General features: G+C 60.9%; 11 protein-coding genes. 8 read left to right on the top strand and 3 right to left on the bottom strand.

The features are described from left to right. Positions 1-5 precede the first annotated feature (5 nt). From GFM02_RS01450 to GFM02_RS01425, 6 genes are all read left to right on the top strand, one after another. Positions 6-1,298: an ABC transporter substrate-binding protein gene (locus GFM02_RS01450; protein WP_168273358.1), complete on the top strand. Its 1,293-nt coding sequence runs from the start codon at positions 6-8 to the stop codon at positions 1,296-1,298. 72 nt (positions 1,299-1,370) lie between these two features. Then, positions 1,371-2,303: a carbohydrate ABC transporter permease gene (locus tag GFM02_RS01445; protein ID WP_168273354.1), complete on the top strand. Its 933-nt coding sequence runs from the start codon at positions 1,371-1,373 to the stop codon at positions 2,301-2,303. Beyond that, the gene (locus tag GFM02_RS01440) at positions 2,296-3,189 is read left to right on the top strand and encodes a carbohydrate ABC transporter permease (protein ID WP_168273353.1); all 894 of its coding nucleotides are present in this window, start codon (positions 2,296-2,298) and stop codon (positions 3,187-3,189) included. The genes GFM02_RS01445 and GFM02_RS01440 overlap by 8 nt, the downstream gene beginning before the upstream one ends. 2 nt (positions 3,190-3,191) lie before the next feature. After that, positions 3,192-4,892 (top strand): glycoside hydrolase family 32 protein, encoded by a 1,701-nt coding sequence (locus tag GFM02_RS01435; protein WP_168273352.1) that lies wholly within the window; start codon positions 3,192-3,194, stop codon positions 4,890-4,892. Positions 4,893-4,905: 13 nt separating this feature from the next. Then, a complete protein-coding gene (locus tag GFM02_RS01430) occupies positions 4,906-5,952 on the top strand; it encodes an ABC transporter ATP-binding protein (RefSeq protein ID WP_168273351.1) in 1,047 nt (348 codons plus the stop codon). A 400-nt stretch (positions 5,953-6,352) separates the two neighbouring features. Next, positions 6,353-8,059, top strand: coding sequence for an adenylate/guanylate cyclase domain-containing protein (locus GFM02_RS01425; protein ID WP_168273350.1), 1,707 nt, complete (start codon positions 6,353-6,355; stop codon positions 8,057-8,059). A 492-nt stretch (positions 8,060-8,551) separates the two neighbouring features. On the opposite strand, the gene GFM02_RS01420 is transcribed toward GFM02_RS01425, so the two are convergent. The 3 genes from GFM02_RS01420 to GFM02_RS01410 all read right to left on the bottom strand — a co-directional run bounded on the left by GFM02_RS01420 (position 8,552) and on the right by GFM02_RS01410 (position 12,093). Then, complete coding sequence (locus GFM02_RS01420; RefSeq protein WP_168267021.1) at positions 8,552-9,220, bottom strand: hypothetical protein; 669 nt, start codon at positions 9,218-9,220, stop codon at positions 8,552-8,554. 24 nt (positions 9,221-9,244) lie between these two features. Continuing rightward, complete coding sequence (locus GFM02_RS01415; protein WP_163873069.1) at positions 9,245-10,645, bottom strand: selenium-binding protein SBP56-related protein; 1,401 nt, start codon at positions 10,643-10,645, stop codon at positions 9,245-9,247. Between the two features lie 596 nt (positions 10,646-11,241). Next, entirely contained in the window at positions 11,242-12,093 is an 852-nt protein-coding gene (locus GFM02_RS01410; protein ID WP_168320536.1) for a sugar phosphate isomerase/epimerase family protein, read from the bottom strand. 343 nt (positions 12,094-12,436) lie between these two features. Here GFM02_RS01410 and GFM02_RS01405 point away from each other — a divergent pair, with 343 nt between their 5' ends. Both GFM02_RS01405 and GFM02_RS01400 read left to right on the top strand, forming a co-directional pair. Beyond that, positions 12,437-13,324, top strand: a complete 888-nt coding sequence (locus GFM02_RS01405; protein ID WP_168320535.1) for a sugar phosphate isomerase/epimerase family protein — start codon at positions 12,437-12,439, stop codon at positions 13,322-13,324. Positions 13,325-13,383: 59 nt separating this feature from the next. Continuing rightward, positions 13,384-14,553 (top strand): mandelate racemase/muconate lactonizing enzyme family protein, encoded by a 1,170-nt coding sequence (locus GFM02_RS01400; protein WP_168320534.1) that lies wholly within the window; start codon positions 13,384-13,386, stop codon positions 14,551-14,553. Positions 14,554-14,555 lie beyond the last annotated feature (2 nt).

The following is a 14,555-nucleotide window of genomic DNA, read 5'->3' as shown; positions in this document are numbered from 1 at the left end:
CGTCAATGGGTAATCGTTTACTTTTCGGACTCCTAGCGTCCGCCGCGCTGGTCGCGACCGCCGGTCTCGCCGAGGCGAAGACCGTCATCCACGTCATGCACCAGGGCGATCCCGGCTGGGTGAAGGCCTATGGCGACGTTGCCGCCCGCTTTGAGGCCGCCAATCCCGATGTCGACATCGAGATGATCTACGCGCCGCACGATGCCTATAACGAAAAGTTCAGCGCTGCCGTCATGGCCAAGCAGCTGCCCGATATCATGGAACTCGATGCTCCGTTCCTCGCCAATTACGTCTGGTCCGGCTATCTGCAGCCCGTCAAGCCGCTCCTTGACAAGGACCTGCTCGATGACATGACGGATTCGAATATCGCCCAGGGCACCTATCCGATCGACAAGGACCTTTATGCGATCGGCCTCACCGACTCCTCGGTCGTGCTCTACGGCAACAAAAAATATCTTGAAGCGATTGGCGCCCGCATTCCGAAATCGGTCGATGATGCCTGGACCCGCGAGGAATTCGAAGGCTATCTCGAAAAGCTTTCCAAGCTCGAAGGCGTGAAGTGGCCGATCGACACCTTCCGAGGTTACGGCATCAAGACCGAGTGGATCACCTATGCCTACGGCCCCCTGCTCGAAAGCGCCGGCTGCGACCTGATCGACCGCAAGACCTGGAAGGCCAGCGGCACGCTCGATGGCGAGGCCTGCGTCAAGGCGCTGACGATGATGCAGGATTGGGTGAAGAAGGGCTGGGTCGTGCCGACTTCGTCGGGCACCAACCAGTTCTATGCCGAGGGACAGCCGGCCGCGCTCGCCATGGGTGGCCACTGGTTCTACGCGGAGGCATCGGCAGCGATGAAGGACAATATCGTCGTCATGCCGCTGCCGAAGATCGGCGACAAGGGCGTGAGCCCGAACGGAACCTGGATCTGGGGCGTTTCCGCGACCTCGGAAAACCCTGAGATCGCCGGCAAGTTCCTGAGCTTCCTGCTGAAGGACAAGGAGTACCGGGAGTACGCCAAGACCCAGTCCGCCTATCCGGGCCTGAAGAGCTTCGCCGCCGAATCCCCGCTCTATGCGGAAGGCGGTCCGCTCGCAGTCGCCTTTGAGCAGGCTTCCAAGACCGCGATCGCCCGTCCGCCGCACCCGGCCTATCCGACGATCACCTCGGCCTTCATGCAGGCGGTCGACAAGATCTTCAACAGTGGTGACGCGCAGGAAGCGCTGACGGCCGCTGCCAAGAAGATCGACGAGGATATCGAGGACAACGCCGGCTACCCGCCCTTCGACGAGCAGCAGTAAGGGGTTTCGACGGGGCCGGTGCGTCCTGCCGGCCCTGGACCATTACGGGAGACGACCGATGAGGAGGAAACAATGACTTTGCAACAGACCTCCGCGCCCGCTCTGCGGCGTCCGGCGAAACGCCGCGACAACAAGCGGTTCTGGCAGGAAATGGCGATGATCGCGCCTGCCTTTCTGCTTCTGGCGATATTCCTGATCACGCCGTTCCTCTTGTCCTTCTGGACGGCGATGACCAACCAGCCGCTCGTGCCGCGCCCGACGCCGGTGCGCTTCGTCGGCCTCCTGAATTTCGAGCGCGTCTTCACCGATCCGCTGTTTTGGACCTCGCTGTGGAACGTCACGCGCTTCACCGTCTGGGTGCTGCCGCTGCAGTGCGGCCTCGCCTTCCTGACCGCGCTACTCTTGCATCAGAAGCTGCCGATGCAAAACCTGCTGCGCGGCCTGTTCTTCCTGCCGGCGATCACCTCCATGGTGGTGGTCTGCGTCATCTGGGGCACGCTGTTCCAGTATCCGAGCGGCCCGCTCAACCAGATCGTCGGTTTCGTTTCCGGCGGCACGATCCAGCCGATCGACTGGCTCGGCGACCCCAACTGGGCGATGTTTTCCATCGTGTTGCTTTCAGCCTGGCAGGCTTATGGCTTTCAGATGATCATCTATCTCGCCGGCCTGCAGGGCATTCCCGAAGAACTATACGATGCCGCCCGCATCGACGGGGCAAGCGCGCTGCGCCGCTTCTGGCACGTCACCATGCCCGGCCTTCGCCCGACCCATGTCTTCGTGCTTGTTATCACGACCATCCAGGCCTTCAAGCTTTATACGCAGGTGGCGATCCTCACCCAGGGCGGCCCGAACGAAAGCACCGAAACCGTTGTCCACTACATGGTGCGCGCCGGCTTCGAGGAGCAGAAACTCGGCTACGCATCGGCCGTTTCCGTCATCCTCTTCGTCATCGTTCTTCTGATCGCGCTCCTACAACGCAAACTCCTGAGGCGCTTCGATGTCTGATCTCGCTTTGACCCAGCCCGCCTCCCTGGCAATCGCAAGGGGCAACGGCAAGAGAAGCCTGCGCATCGTGCAGAGCCTCTGCATCCTGGTCATCGCGCTGGTGATAATCTCGCCGCTGTTCATGCTGCTGATCGCCAGCCTGAAGGACGACCGCTTCCGCATCCTCGCCGACATGGGCAGCTTCCGCGCCTTCTGGGTCAGCGACCCGACGCTGTCGAACTACAAGGAGATCGCCCATTTCTCCGGCGAGCTGGCCTATGGCCGATATCTCTTCAATTCGCTGGTGATCCTCGTCGCCACAGTCGTCTCGGGTCTGGTCATCAATTCCATGGCGGGCTTCGTTCTCGCCTGGGGCTCGCTGCGCGGCAAGGCGGCGCTCTTGGCGCTGGTCGTCGCCCTCTATGTCATCCCGCAGGAAAGCATCATCATGCCGCTCGTCGTCATGATGTCGCGGGCGGGGCTGACGGATACATTCGCGGTGCAGATCCTGCCCTGGGTGGCAAGCCCGCTCTATGTCTTCCTCTTCTACCAGTTCTTCGCGCAGCTGCCGAAGGAACTTTATGAAGCGGCGGAAATGGACGGCGCATCGGCCTTCCGCATCTACCGGTCGATCTACATGCCGCTCAGCCTGCCGGCGCTCGCCACGGTCTCGATCCTCATGGGCATCGAAAGCTGGAACCAGTATCTCTGGCCGACGCTGGTCACCCAGACCGACTATGCCCGGCCGATTGCCGTCGCAATCGCCACCTTCTTCGGACAAGACAGCATCTACTGGGACCGCGCCATGGCCGCCTCGGTACTGATGATGATCCCCGTCCTCATTCTCTATCTGGCTTTCCAGCGCTGGTTCGTCAGTTCATTCGTCGGCTCCGCCGTGAAAGGTTGATCATGTCTCTGCAGGCAAAATCCGAAACGTCAGCACCTGAAACCATTGAAGCGGAACTGCCCGAAGGCACGGTGCTGCATCTCTGGCTGAAGGCGCGTCATGCCGGCGGCGAGGCGAAGCTCTTCGTTGCCGTTGATGGCAACGACATCGGCGAGCCCTCGACCCGCCGCACGGGGGAATTTGAGTTCTTCGCTGTGACGCTCGCGAAGGGCGGTCGTGCCACGCTGTCCTATGATGCGACAGCCACAGCGCTCTCGGTCGCTTACGCCTTTCGGCCGGAAACCGTGATGAAGGAGGGCATCCGCGTCCTGCACAGCGATGCCCGCACCGCCGCCCCCGACGTGCCCGACAGCTACCATTTCCGCCCGCCCTTCGGCTGGATGAACGATCCGAACGGTTTTGGACGGTTCGGCGGAAACGTTCACCTCTTCTACCAGCATTATCCTCATGAGCCGCGCTGGAACACTATGCACTGGGGCCATGCCGTCTCGAAGGATTTCGTCCGCTGGACACATCTGCCCATGTTCCTCTTCCCGGCGGCGCATCTATCGGAAAAGGACGATGGCCGCGGTGGCGCCTTCTCCGGCTCGGCGACCCCCGGCACCGGCCCGGAAGGCGAGGAAATCCGCGTCTTCTACACCGAGCATGTTCGTGACCGGCAACCGGAAGAGCAAATCCAGCTTTCCGCCGTCAGCCGCGACGGCATCGTCGCCGGCCCATCGGAAATCGTGATGCCGCTGCGCCCGGAAGGCTTGAACCTCACCACCGATTTCCGCGACCCCTATGTCTTCAAAGGCCCGGACGGCCGCTGGAAGATGCTGCTCGGCAGCCGCGACAGGCAGGGCGGCGTCGTATTGCTCTATGAAACCGGAGACCCGCAAGGCGCCGATGGCTGGACCTTCCTCGGCATCCTCCATCGCGAGGACGGTTTCGGCATGACGGCGGCGGAATGCCCCTGCATGGTGCCGCTTTCCGGCAAAAACCCAGAAACCCGCTGGGCGCTGATCTTCGGTCTGCTCACCAGCCGCGACCCGGCCACCGGCCGCCGCAACCTCACTTCCGTCACCGTCGGCGGTTTCGATGGCCGCACCTTCACGGCGGAGTTCGAGCAGGAGTTGGATTTCGGTTCGGATGCCTATGCCTTCCAGGCCTTCGTTGATGGCGACGAGCCGGTCGGCATCGCCTGGCTCGCCAACTGGACGGATTTTTCCAAGAAGGACGATTTCCGGACGGCCATGACCCTGCCGCGCCGCATGCTCCTCGCTGGCAACACCGTGCTGACCCCGCCGGTCGCAGCCGTCGAAAGCCTGCGCCATCAGTTGCTGGACGACACCGCGCTTGCCGCCGGCAAGACCGTGCCGCTCGGCACCGGCGCCGTCGAGATCGTACTTGATCTCACCGAGCCGGGCGCCGCCTTCGATCTCACCTTCGATCATCCGGATGTCGATCTAGGCGTGAAACTTGATGCCGATGGTCTGGCGATTGTCTTCGACGCTCGCACCGGTATGACGCCGCCACGTTACGTCGCCACCGGCGCGAAACCGTCGAGCCTGCGCATCTTCCTCGATGCCGGCTCCATCGAGGTCTTCGCCGACAACGGCCGCTGGACGGGGTCCAAACGGATTCCGGGCTTTGCCGCCGCACGTTCGGCAACGCTCATCGGCGCCGTCACCGAGGCCGGCGTCTGGCAATTGAAACTCTGAGGGAGGACAGACAATGGCATCGGTAGCAATCGACCGGGTTATAAAGCAATACGGCGCGGCCTCCGTTATCCACGGGGTTTCCGCGGATATCGAGGACGGTGAGTTCGTCACGCTCGTCGGTCCGTCCGGCTGCGGCAAGTCCACGCTTCTGCGCATGCTGGCGGGGCTAGAGGATATCAGCGCCGGTGAAATCCGCATCGACGGTCGCGTCATGAACGACGTCGCGCCGAAGGAGCGCGATATCGCCATGGTGTTCCAGTCCTACGCGCTCTATCCGCACATGACGGTGCGCGAAAATATGGGCTTTGCCTTGAAGCTGCAGGGGCGCGATAAGGCGACAATCAACAAGCTGGTGAGCGAAGCCGCCGGTATTCTCGCACTTGAACCGCTGCTGGAGCGCCTGCCGAAACAGCTTTCCGGCGGCCAGCGCCAGCGCGTCGCCATGGGCCGCGCCATCGTACGCCATCCGAAAGTGTTCCTGTTTGACGAACCGCTGTCCAACCTCGACGCCAAGCTGCGGGTGACAATGCGCAGTGAAATCAAGGAGCTGCATCAGCGCCTTGGCACGACCATCGTTTACGTCACCCATGACCAGATCGAGGCGATGACCATGGCCGACAAGATCGTCGTCATGCGCGCCGGCCGCATCGAGCAGATCGGCAAGCCGCTCGATCTCTACGACCGCCCGGATAACACCTTCGTTGCCGCCTTCATCGGCTCGCCGTCGATGAACCTCTTCGAGGGTGGCGTCAGCGACGGCGGCTTCCGTATCGAAGGCGGTGTTTCCCTGCCGCTTCCGCCGCAATTGAGCAACAGCGCGGCGCGCACCTACGGCATCCGACCGGAAGACCTCGACATTGCGGAGATGGGCATTCCGGCCACCGTGCTGACTGTCGAGCCGACAGGTGCGGAGACCCATCTTTCGGTGCGGATCGGCACGCAGACGGCAACCATCGTGCTGCACCGGCGGCTGGATTTAAAACCTGAGCAGCAAATCCACCTCGCGCCCAAATCCGAGAAAATCCACCTCTTCTCCGCCGAAGGCCGACGGATAGACTGATCCCCCGGCGCCTGCCGCTGAGCCGCGTCCTTCAATTGACGGGCGTTGTTCGGTTCCGGTGCCATCCAGCCTTGCGACGTCTTGGTTTTGGGTGTTCGGCCCTTCAGTTGATCGAATTAGCCAATTGCACGGCGACCTGTTGCCACGCGCCTGCCAAACGTGCTCCGAGGGCGGTGCAGGCAGCAGCGACCGGACCGTCCCGCCCATCACCAGACGTTCAAGAACCGTCCGCTTTTCGTGGATACTCATTTCCGTGTCGTCCACCTCGACGCCGTCGGTCACAAAGAAGGATTACGGCTCGATGGAGGTGGAGATCGCGTGGACATTACCTCTTGCGATTTGTTGACTCACCTTCGGTTGAACAATAACTTGCTAATTTGGTCATCAGGCTTGTCCTCACATGACGGATCAATCTCTTCAGCGTCGCCTTGCCGCCATCGTCGTTGCCGATGTGGTGGGATATACACGCCTGATGGAGGCTGATGAAGTCGCAACGCTGGCGAACCTCAGGGAACTCCGTTCTGGCGTAATCGAGCCGGCTGTGATGCGCCACAAGGGTCGCATCTTCAAGGTCATGGGCGACGGATTCTTAATCGAATTCGGTAGCGCGGTCGACGCGGTCGCAGCAGCGTTGGAAATGCAACGGGCCACCACTGCTGTTGAGGCTTCCGGAGACCGGCGCCTGCTTTTGCGTATAGGCGTTAATCTGGGAGATGTCATTGACGACGGTTCAGACATCCTCGGCGACGGCGTCAATGTCGCGGCGCGACTCGAGACGCAGGCCGCACCGGGAGGTATATGCATTTCAGCCAAAGTTCACGGCGAGATCGTCGGCAAGATCGGCGACCGGTTCTTTGATGCAGGCGAACGCTACCTAAAGAACCTGACTCGCCCGGTCCGCGTGTGGCATTGGCCGGATGCGCTGCAGAGCACATTGCCGCTGCCCGAATGTCCCTCGATCGCTGTATTGCCGTTCACGAATATGAGTGGGGATGAAGCGGACGCGCCTTTCGTCGACGGCTTGACCGAAGACCTGATCACCGACCTTTCCCGTACGGCTGGCCTGTTCGTCATCGCGCGCAATTCCGTGTATTGCTACAAGGGCAAGCCGGTCGACGTGCGGCTGGTCGCCCAGGAACTCGGCGTCCGCTACGTCCTGGAGGGGAGCGCCAGACGCGCAATGGGCCGTGTCCGCATCAATGCCCAATTGATCGACGCGCTTGGCGGCCAGCACTTGTGGGCCGACCGGTTTGACAGGACGGTGGAAGATGTTTTCGAATTACAGGATGAAGTTAACGCCAAGATTGTTGAAGCCCTCGTCGGCCGGCTGACCATCCCGAAGCAGCGCAATCGGCCGAAGAACCTTGAGGCGTACGATCTGTGTGTGCGCGCCCGCCTCCTGACGGAAGAGTCGCCGCAAACTGAGCGTGAGGCCTATATGTTGCTCCAACGCGCGGTTAAGCTCGAGCCATCATATGCCGAGGCGCTCGGTCTGCTCGCCTATAACCGTTGGCTTGCCTGGACTCATTTCGGCGAGCCCGAAGATCCTAACCGTCGGATGGCGGTGACGTTCGCGCAGAAGGCGGTCGACCTAGATCCCAACGATGCTGGCTGCCGTTACGTTCTGGGGACCATTTTGGCTTATGAGCGGCGATGGGAGGAATCGGAGGCCGCCTTCGCCAAGGCCCTGGAGCTGGACCCCAACCACGCCGACACCTGGGCCGCCATGTCGGACATGTCCGTGCTGGACGGCAGGGTTGCCGACGGACTAGCGCAAATCGAAAAAGCTCTGCGGCTCAATCCCCATCCAACCTGCTGGTATCTTTGTCATCTTGGGCAGGCGCAGTACGCCGCGCGTGACTATGAGGCGGCAGCCGCGACACTCCGCAGGGAAGACACGTATCGTACCAACTCACGCAAATTCCTGGCTGCTACGCTTGCGCAGTTGGGCCACCTTGAGGAGGCGCGGCGAGAAGCAGAATTGTTCCTGATCGCCCACCCTCATTTCACGATCGGCCATTGGCTCAGCTCCCAGCCGCTGCGCGATGCATCTGTACGAGACCACTTTGTCGACGGCTTTCGAAAGGCCGGCCTGCCGGAGATGTGACAGCGGGCGGGGACAATCGCGACGCGTTCGAGGACTTTATCAACGGATATGCGCTGCGCGAGAACGGCTGCCTGGATCGCAGTGCCAAGCTTCGTCAGACGCTCCACAAAACGCGTCAACCAGCCCGAGTCTCGCATGACTTTTCCGCTGGACCGCTTGCATCCGCTAATCATTAGGTCCTGAGCCTAAAGAACTCGAACAGTGAAACGTTTGCTCCGCCCTCTTGTCCAGGAGCCGCTGAACATACGCTTTGCGTTTTGCCGTGATCATCGTGATCTGGCCATTTGAAAAGACCACCTCGCCTAGATTGATCAGCATACGGAGCGCGACCGCAAGGAAGGTCGGTCCCCCATAAGTCTGGCGAGAAATAACGATTAATCCTGCAGCTGCCGCCAAGAAAACGAGGGCTGGCATCAGCGCCTTTTAAGGCGAGGACAACCGCGATCAAAAGCGGAGCAATGCGCTTGTCGTTACCATCGAGGGGCCCCAGGCCTACTGAGCGAATCCGAGACTCGCGATCCCTATTCCCCCCACCAGGATCAGGCTCGCGGCCCACACGATATCGAGATTGAACCAGCTTTGTGAGATGAACTTGGGTCCGAGCCATCGATAGACGGCAATGGCGATAACGCCGCCACTTACAATCATAGCGGCCGCGTGGACCACGGAGACGGCGGTCGCGGTGATCAGATTACCAGTCATGAGCGTGGCAGCCGCTCGGTGTCCGACATCCGGTTCCGCGGCCAAGCACAGGCCTAGATAAATTGGCACCAGCATCAGCCCGGCGCCATGCGCGGTGGCAGCCGCGAAGGACCACAACGCCAGTTGCGCCGGCGGGATACGGGCAAGAACACGCGGGTGGCGCCGGTTGATCAAGAGATAGATTCCGGCTGCGATCACGATCAACCCGGCTGCGATGCGGATCTGTCGTTCCCAGACAATCAGCGTCAGCATGGCGCCGAAGGGCAGCAGGATGCCAATCATCGCCACAAAGTGGCCCATTGCCAAAAGGCCGAGCGCCCGGAACAATTCGCTGGCTCGTCTGTCCAACAGTCCGGCCGAGACGGCCAACGGCCAGCCCATGCCGGGGTTGACGCCATGATAAATGCCGCTGGCGATGACGGCCAACCAGAGAGACCCGGCAGTCGTCCACTCGCTCATCGCTTCATTGATCCGAGCAGTCCGTTACACCGATGGATAGCAAAATGAATCCGTTGAGCAATCGCCGCCTTCCAAACGAATCTGGTGCGAGCGATACCCCTCGGGGAACTTGACAAAAAAGTCCTTGTCCAGGGTGATCCCACCGTTCTCGCCGACACTGGCCTTGACCATGGCTGCCGGGATGCCATCGGGATAGAATTGGTCATCCCAGGTCGAATACAGGGAGTTGGTCCAGTAAACGCGTTTGCCGTCGCGGCTGATCTCGACCATCTGCGGTCCGCCCCTGTAGTCGCCGCCGCCGGGATGCTTGGTCTTGCGCGTGATGCCGCCAATATGGACGGACCCTGCAAGCTTAGGCTTCATAGGATCGGTGACGTCATATTGGCGCATCTCACCGGTCCCCCAGCAGGATACGTAGAGGAAGCGGTCATCGAGCGATAGGTCTATGTCGGTTACCAGCGGCGGGACCGCCTCGAAGCCCTGCAAAAGCGGGGGGAGGTCATCTTTCGCGGCTGCCTCGGGCGGGATAGTCGCCGTCTTTTCGCAATGAAATTTGCCGTCCTCGCGCCACCATGTCCAGATCGATCCCTCAAGGTTTGTCGTGTCAACGACCACTCCAAGGAAACCGTATTCTTTTACCGGGTCATGGGCGGGGCGGACTTCCAGTGCCATCTGGTGATTGGCTCCCAGATCAATGGTCTGCACGTTCCTGCGTTCGCGCAAATCCCAGAAATGCACCCGGTGTCCATATTTGTTCGACAGGAGATCTTCCGGGACGATGCCCTTCTCGAACTGCGGCGGAAGTGCCCACTCGCTCGATACCATGTAGTCGCGTGGCAGGTTCCACCAGAAATCATACTGCTTGTCCTGTGGCCCACGATCGATCTCATAGCGCCCGATGACATCGAACGTCTCGCAATCCATGACAAAGATGCCGGGAGGTCCGTCGGTGCCCTCAGGGCCACCGCCCCCAAGCGTCGAGACATAAATACCTTCCGGACCGCAGTGAATCGTATGAGGCCTAGAATAGCCCGTCTTGGCAAACACTTCTTCTGGCTCGATGACCTTGTGGATTTTGGCTTTGGTCGGTCCGCCCTTGGTGTCTATCACGTAGATGCGCGAAGATCGAATACCGGGGATGATCAGAAACCGGCGCTCGAGAAACGGGTGACCGTTCAGCGGCGAAAGGGCCGAAGAGCACGCGTTCCAGCCGAAGTGGTGGAACTCGTCGCCCTTGTTTGGCATTATCACGCTATGGATGACCTTGCCGTAGTCCTTTGACTTCGGGTCTACGTCAACTATTGCTAATCCATCAGGCCGAGAGAAGTCGGGACTCAACATCAAAGTGTACGCAAAATTTTCGACTGGCGCCTGCATTGCGAGCTTGGCAGTCGCGTGGAAAGTCCGGTCTGGCCGTACAGTCATCGTCGTCCTCCCTTGGCGGGTTAAGCAGCCCGTCAGACAATCAGGGCACGACCTGCGTTTGGACGCCCGCCGAAAACGTCGAGACGCTTTGTTGTTCGCACGCTATTTTCATCCGACTTTGAAGAATCTCACGGATTCTAGAGAACTACAATCTCGATTTGCACCGGACGAGGAATCAATGACATGGACTACAGATTCTACGAGGAGCTTGGTTGGCTTCAAAAAATCGATGCCCGGCGGCCGTGCGAAGCCATCGTTACGCGTGATACTGTTATCCCAACATTGAGCGGCCGGCGAATTCAGCATTGCCAACATGCGCAAAGGGTGGCGAGATCATCGAGGTGACTGGCCGCTAGGTCCTGTCGGTCAATGACGCTCGGAGGTATGTGGCGGCGGCGCTTCGCCCGCCGATGTCCCTGGTCTCCTGAGGGGATGTCTCCTGAGCGGACGCCTTCGGAAATCCCTCCGATATGCAAGGGAACCTGGTGGTCAATGAGAGCAGGCAGAAGTGATTGCTCAGGCGTAAGGCGTGGCCTGCCAGTGCAGCGTTCAGGCCGACGGTTCCCCTATCGACCGCGGCGAGAATCGGTTGGTATTCATGCCGCCGCGTGCCATCCATCGCGGATATGGCGGTAGCCTTCGCGATAGACCGCTTCAGGTGTCTCGGAAAAGTCGCGCCAGACCTTTGTCGCGGCGGCAAGCTCCTTGAGCGCCCGACCGAAGGCCTCGATTGTCAGCCACCCGTCGTAGCCGCTCGCGCGTAGTGCCTTGAACGTCTCGGGCCAGGGAATGTTGCCACGCCCTGGTACGCCGCGGTCGTTCTCCGAAATGTGGACATGCACGATGCGGTCACTGTTTCGCGTGAAGGCGCCGATGGGATCGGCCTCTTCAATATTGCTGTGGAAGGTGTCGTACATGGCGCGGATATTCGGATGTCCGACCGCGTCGATATGGGCCTTAAGGTCGTCCATCGTGTTGAACAGGTAACATTCGAAGCGGTTTAGCGCCTCAAGCCCGATCGTTACGCCGTGCTTTGCTGCATGATCGCCGATCGCGCGTTGCGAGGAAACCGAGCGCTTGAGTTCAGCCGCGCTCGGCCCGCTGCCGGAAAATTTGCCGAGCGTCGAATGCAGCGGCCCGCTCAGCATCGTCGCGCCAAGCGCATCGCTGCAGTCGATTGCCCATTTCACGTAGTCGATGCCGCGCTTGCGGGTCGCGGCGTCGGGGGCGATCAGATTCATCTGCGGGTCGCCCATGGCGGAAACGGCGGTCCGTCCCAGGCCGATCCGGTCGAGCAAGGCCCCTAGCCGCCGGTAGTCGTCGGGTGCGCCCGAAAAGATCGGGATCTCGACGCCGTCAAACCCCGTGGCCTTGATATCGCGCAACAATGCCTCGTGTTTGCTGCCGACAGCTGTCGTCCAGAGGAACATGCACATCCCGATCTTCATCTCTCCCCCTTCGCCTTGCGGCCACTGTGCGGCGGCTTAAGCCGATCAACATCCTCAGATCTGGTCATACCAAATTTGCGCATCAGGTCAAGCTGCGGTGCTCGCCGCTTGGAGCCAGGATTCCGTGCATAAGCGGTGAAATGTCGCAATAAACAACCGAATGCGGCGGATGTATCGGTGTTTCAAGGCCGTCTTGCAGAGGCTCGGGAATTGGGTTAGATCTTTCAGACAACAAGAATTGGCCAAACCAGATTGCGGCAGCAACGGGATTGGCCAGCGATAAGGTGACGTTTCGATGCCAAGCGGCTGTCGAGCGTGGCCGCAACAGCCTAGGAGGAACCTCATGCATCTTTCCACACACAACTGGATGCGGGCGGAACCGCTCGCCGTCACGCTGAAGCGCATCAAGAAATATGGCTACGAGAGCATCGAGATATCCGGCGAACCGGCACAGTACGACGTCAAGGAGACACGTGTGCTGCTGAAGGAGCATGGCATCCGCTGCTGGGGCGCCGTTACGCTGACGCTCGGCGAGCGAAATCTTGCCGCCAGGGATGAAGGCCAGCGCGCCAAGTCGGTGGACTATGTCAAGAGCGTCATCACCATGGTCAGCGAACTCGATGGCGAGATCGTCACCCTGGTGCCGGCGACCGTCGGCAAGGTGGTGCCGGATGGGACCGAGGAGGAAGAGTGGACATGGGTGGTGGACGCCACCAGGGAGTGTTTTGCCCATGCGCAGAAGAGGGGTGTGCGCATTGCCGTCGAGCCGCTCAACCGTTTCGAGACCTATTTCTTCAACCGTGCCGCCCAAGCGCTGGCGCTCGCCGATGCCGTCAGCCCTGAATGTGGTGTGTGCCTGGATGCCTTCCACCTGAACATCGAGGAGGAGGACATGTATGAAGCGATCCGGCTCGCTGGAAAGCGCCTGTTCGATTTCCACGTCGCCGATAACAATCGTTTTGCCGCCGGCCTCGGCCATCTCGACTGGCCAAAGATCATCGGCACGCTGAAGGAGATCGGTTACGACGGCGCCGTCACCAACGAATTCGTCGCTCCGGTCGACCGGACGCCGGCTGCCAAATATCCGGACATGGTCGAGAGAAACCCTGTCGACATACCCCCGGAGCAGCTGAAATTCATCCAGGATCACGGCTCGAGCCTTCTCACTGAGAAGTTCTACGACGATCAGATGCGGATCACTGCCGAGACGATCCTGCCGCTGATCAAGTAACGAACGGAAAGACATATGCCCTGCGGCTCGCGGGCCGTGAGGGGCAGGGGATCCGAGACATGCGCATCAAGACCGTAGAGGCCTGGTGGATTAAAATTCCCATCGAGGCAAGCCGTCAGCACCGCAGCGACTTCGGCCGACTGACGACCTTCGATAGCGCGATCCTGCGGATCGAAACGGACGACGGCATCGTGGGCTGGGGAGAGGGTAAGAATGCCGCGGGCAGTGCGGGCACCTACGGCACGCTGGTCCACATGATCAACCACGAGGTGGGGCCGCAGCTCATCGGCCGCGATCCTGCCGACATATCCACCATATGGGAGATGCTTTACAACGGCGTACGCCACGAGACGGCGGCGCGTTCGGGTCACGCCATGCCCGAGATCGCGCGGCGCGGCCTTTCCGTCGCGGCGATCAGCGCGGTCGACATAGCGCTCTGGGACATTCTCGGCAAGTCGCTCGGCGTCCCCGTCTGGAAGCTGCTGGGTGGCCGTAAGGCCGACAGGTTGCCCGCCTATGCCTCGGGTGGTTGGGAGAGTGCGGAGCGGATCGGCGATCAACTCCGGTCCTATATCGCGGCCGGCGGTTTCAAGTCAGTCAAGATGCGCGTCGGCGCGATGGATCGTGCGCCGCATGTCTCGGCATCGCGCGTGCGGGCGGCGCGCAAAGCGGTCGGGCCCAACGTCGACCTGATGGTCGATGCGCACGGGACGTATACTGTTGCCGATGCCAAGCGCTTCATCCAGATGGTTGCCGATTGCGACCTCGCCTGGTTCGAGGAGCCGGTGATAGCCGATGACAAGCCTGGCATGGCGGAGGTGCGCGCGGCTGGGAACGTGCCGATCGCTGCCGGCGAGAGCGAGGCGACGCGTTTTGCCTTCCGAGATCTTGCCATGCTTCGGGCCGCCGACATATTCCAGCCGGACCCCGCCTTCTGCGGCGGCATTACGGAGGCGATGCGCATCAGTTCGCTCGCCAGCGCCTTCAATCTCCGTTTCGCGCCGCATCTTTGGGCCGGTGCGCCCTGCTTCTTTTCCGGCCTGCACTTGTGCGCGGCTTCCCCGGCAAGCTTCATCATCGAATATTCCCTCGGCGCAAATCCGATGATCCATGATCTTGTCGAGGACACTGTGTCGGTGAAGGACGGTATGATAGAGATCCCGGACCGGCCTGGCCTGGGCTTCACGATCAATCAGCGGGTCCTGGAGACTCACGCGCAAAGACAGTGACG

Origin of the sequence: Rhizobium leguminosarum bv. viciae, from assembly GCF_012276115.1 — a bacterium.
GTDB classification, from domain to species: Bacteria; Pseudomonadota; Alphaproteobacteria; order Rhizobiales; family Rhizobiaceae; genus Rhizobium; species Rhizobium leguminosarum_T.
The sequence above is the reverse complement of the archived record's forward strand: the minus strand, read 5'-3'. Positions and strand labels throughout refer to the sequence as shown.

Bases quoted from the DNA above. Each gene is read 5' to 3' on its own strand.
- GFM02_RS01450 (WP_168273358.1), top strand. From the start codon at position 6: ATGGGTAATCGTTTACTTTTCGGACTCCTAGCGTCCGCCGCGCTGGTC.
- GFM02_RS01445 (WP_168273354.1), top strand. From the start codon at position 1,371: ATGACTTTGCAACAGACCTCCGCGCCCGCTCTGCGGCGTCCGGCGAAA.
- GFM02_RS01440 (WP_168273353.1), top strand. From the start codon at position 2,296: ATGTCTGATCTCGCTTTGACCCAGCCCGCCTCCCTGGCAATCGCAAGG.
- GFM02_RS01435 (WP_168273352.1), top strand. From the start codon at position 3,192: ATGTCTCTGCAGGCAAAATCCGAAACGTCAGCACCTGAAACCATTGAA.
- GFM02_RS01430 (WP_168273351.1), top strand. From the start codon at position 4,906: ATGGCATCGGTAGCAATCGACCGGGTTATAAAGCAATACGGCGCGGCC.
- GFM02_RS01425 (WP_168273350.1), top strand. From the start codon at position 6,353: ATGACGGATCAATCTCTTCAGCGTCGCCTTGCCGCCATCGTCGTTGCC.
- GFM02_RS01420 (WP_168267021.1), bottom strand. From the start codon at position 9,220: ATGAGCGAGTGGACGACTGCCGGGTCTCTCTGGTTGGCCGTCATCGCC.
- GFM02_RS01415 (WP_163873069.1), bottom strand. From the start codon at position 10,645: ATGACTGTACGGCCAGACCGGACTTTCCACGCGACTGCCAAGCTCGCA.
- GFM02_RS01410 (WP_168320536.1), bottom strand. From the start codon at position 12,093: ATGAAGATCGGGATGTGCATGTTCCTCTGGACGACAGCTGTCGGCAGC.
- GFM02_RS01405 (WP_168320535.1), top strand. From the start codon at position 12,437: ATGCATCTTTCCACACACAACTGGATGCGGGCGGAACCGCTCGCCGTC.
- GFM02_RS01400 (WP_168320534.1), top strand. From the start codon at position 13,384: ATGCGCATCAAGACCGTAGAGGCCTGGTGGATTAAAATTCCCATCGAG.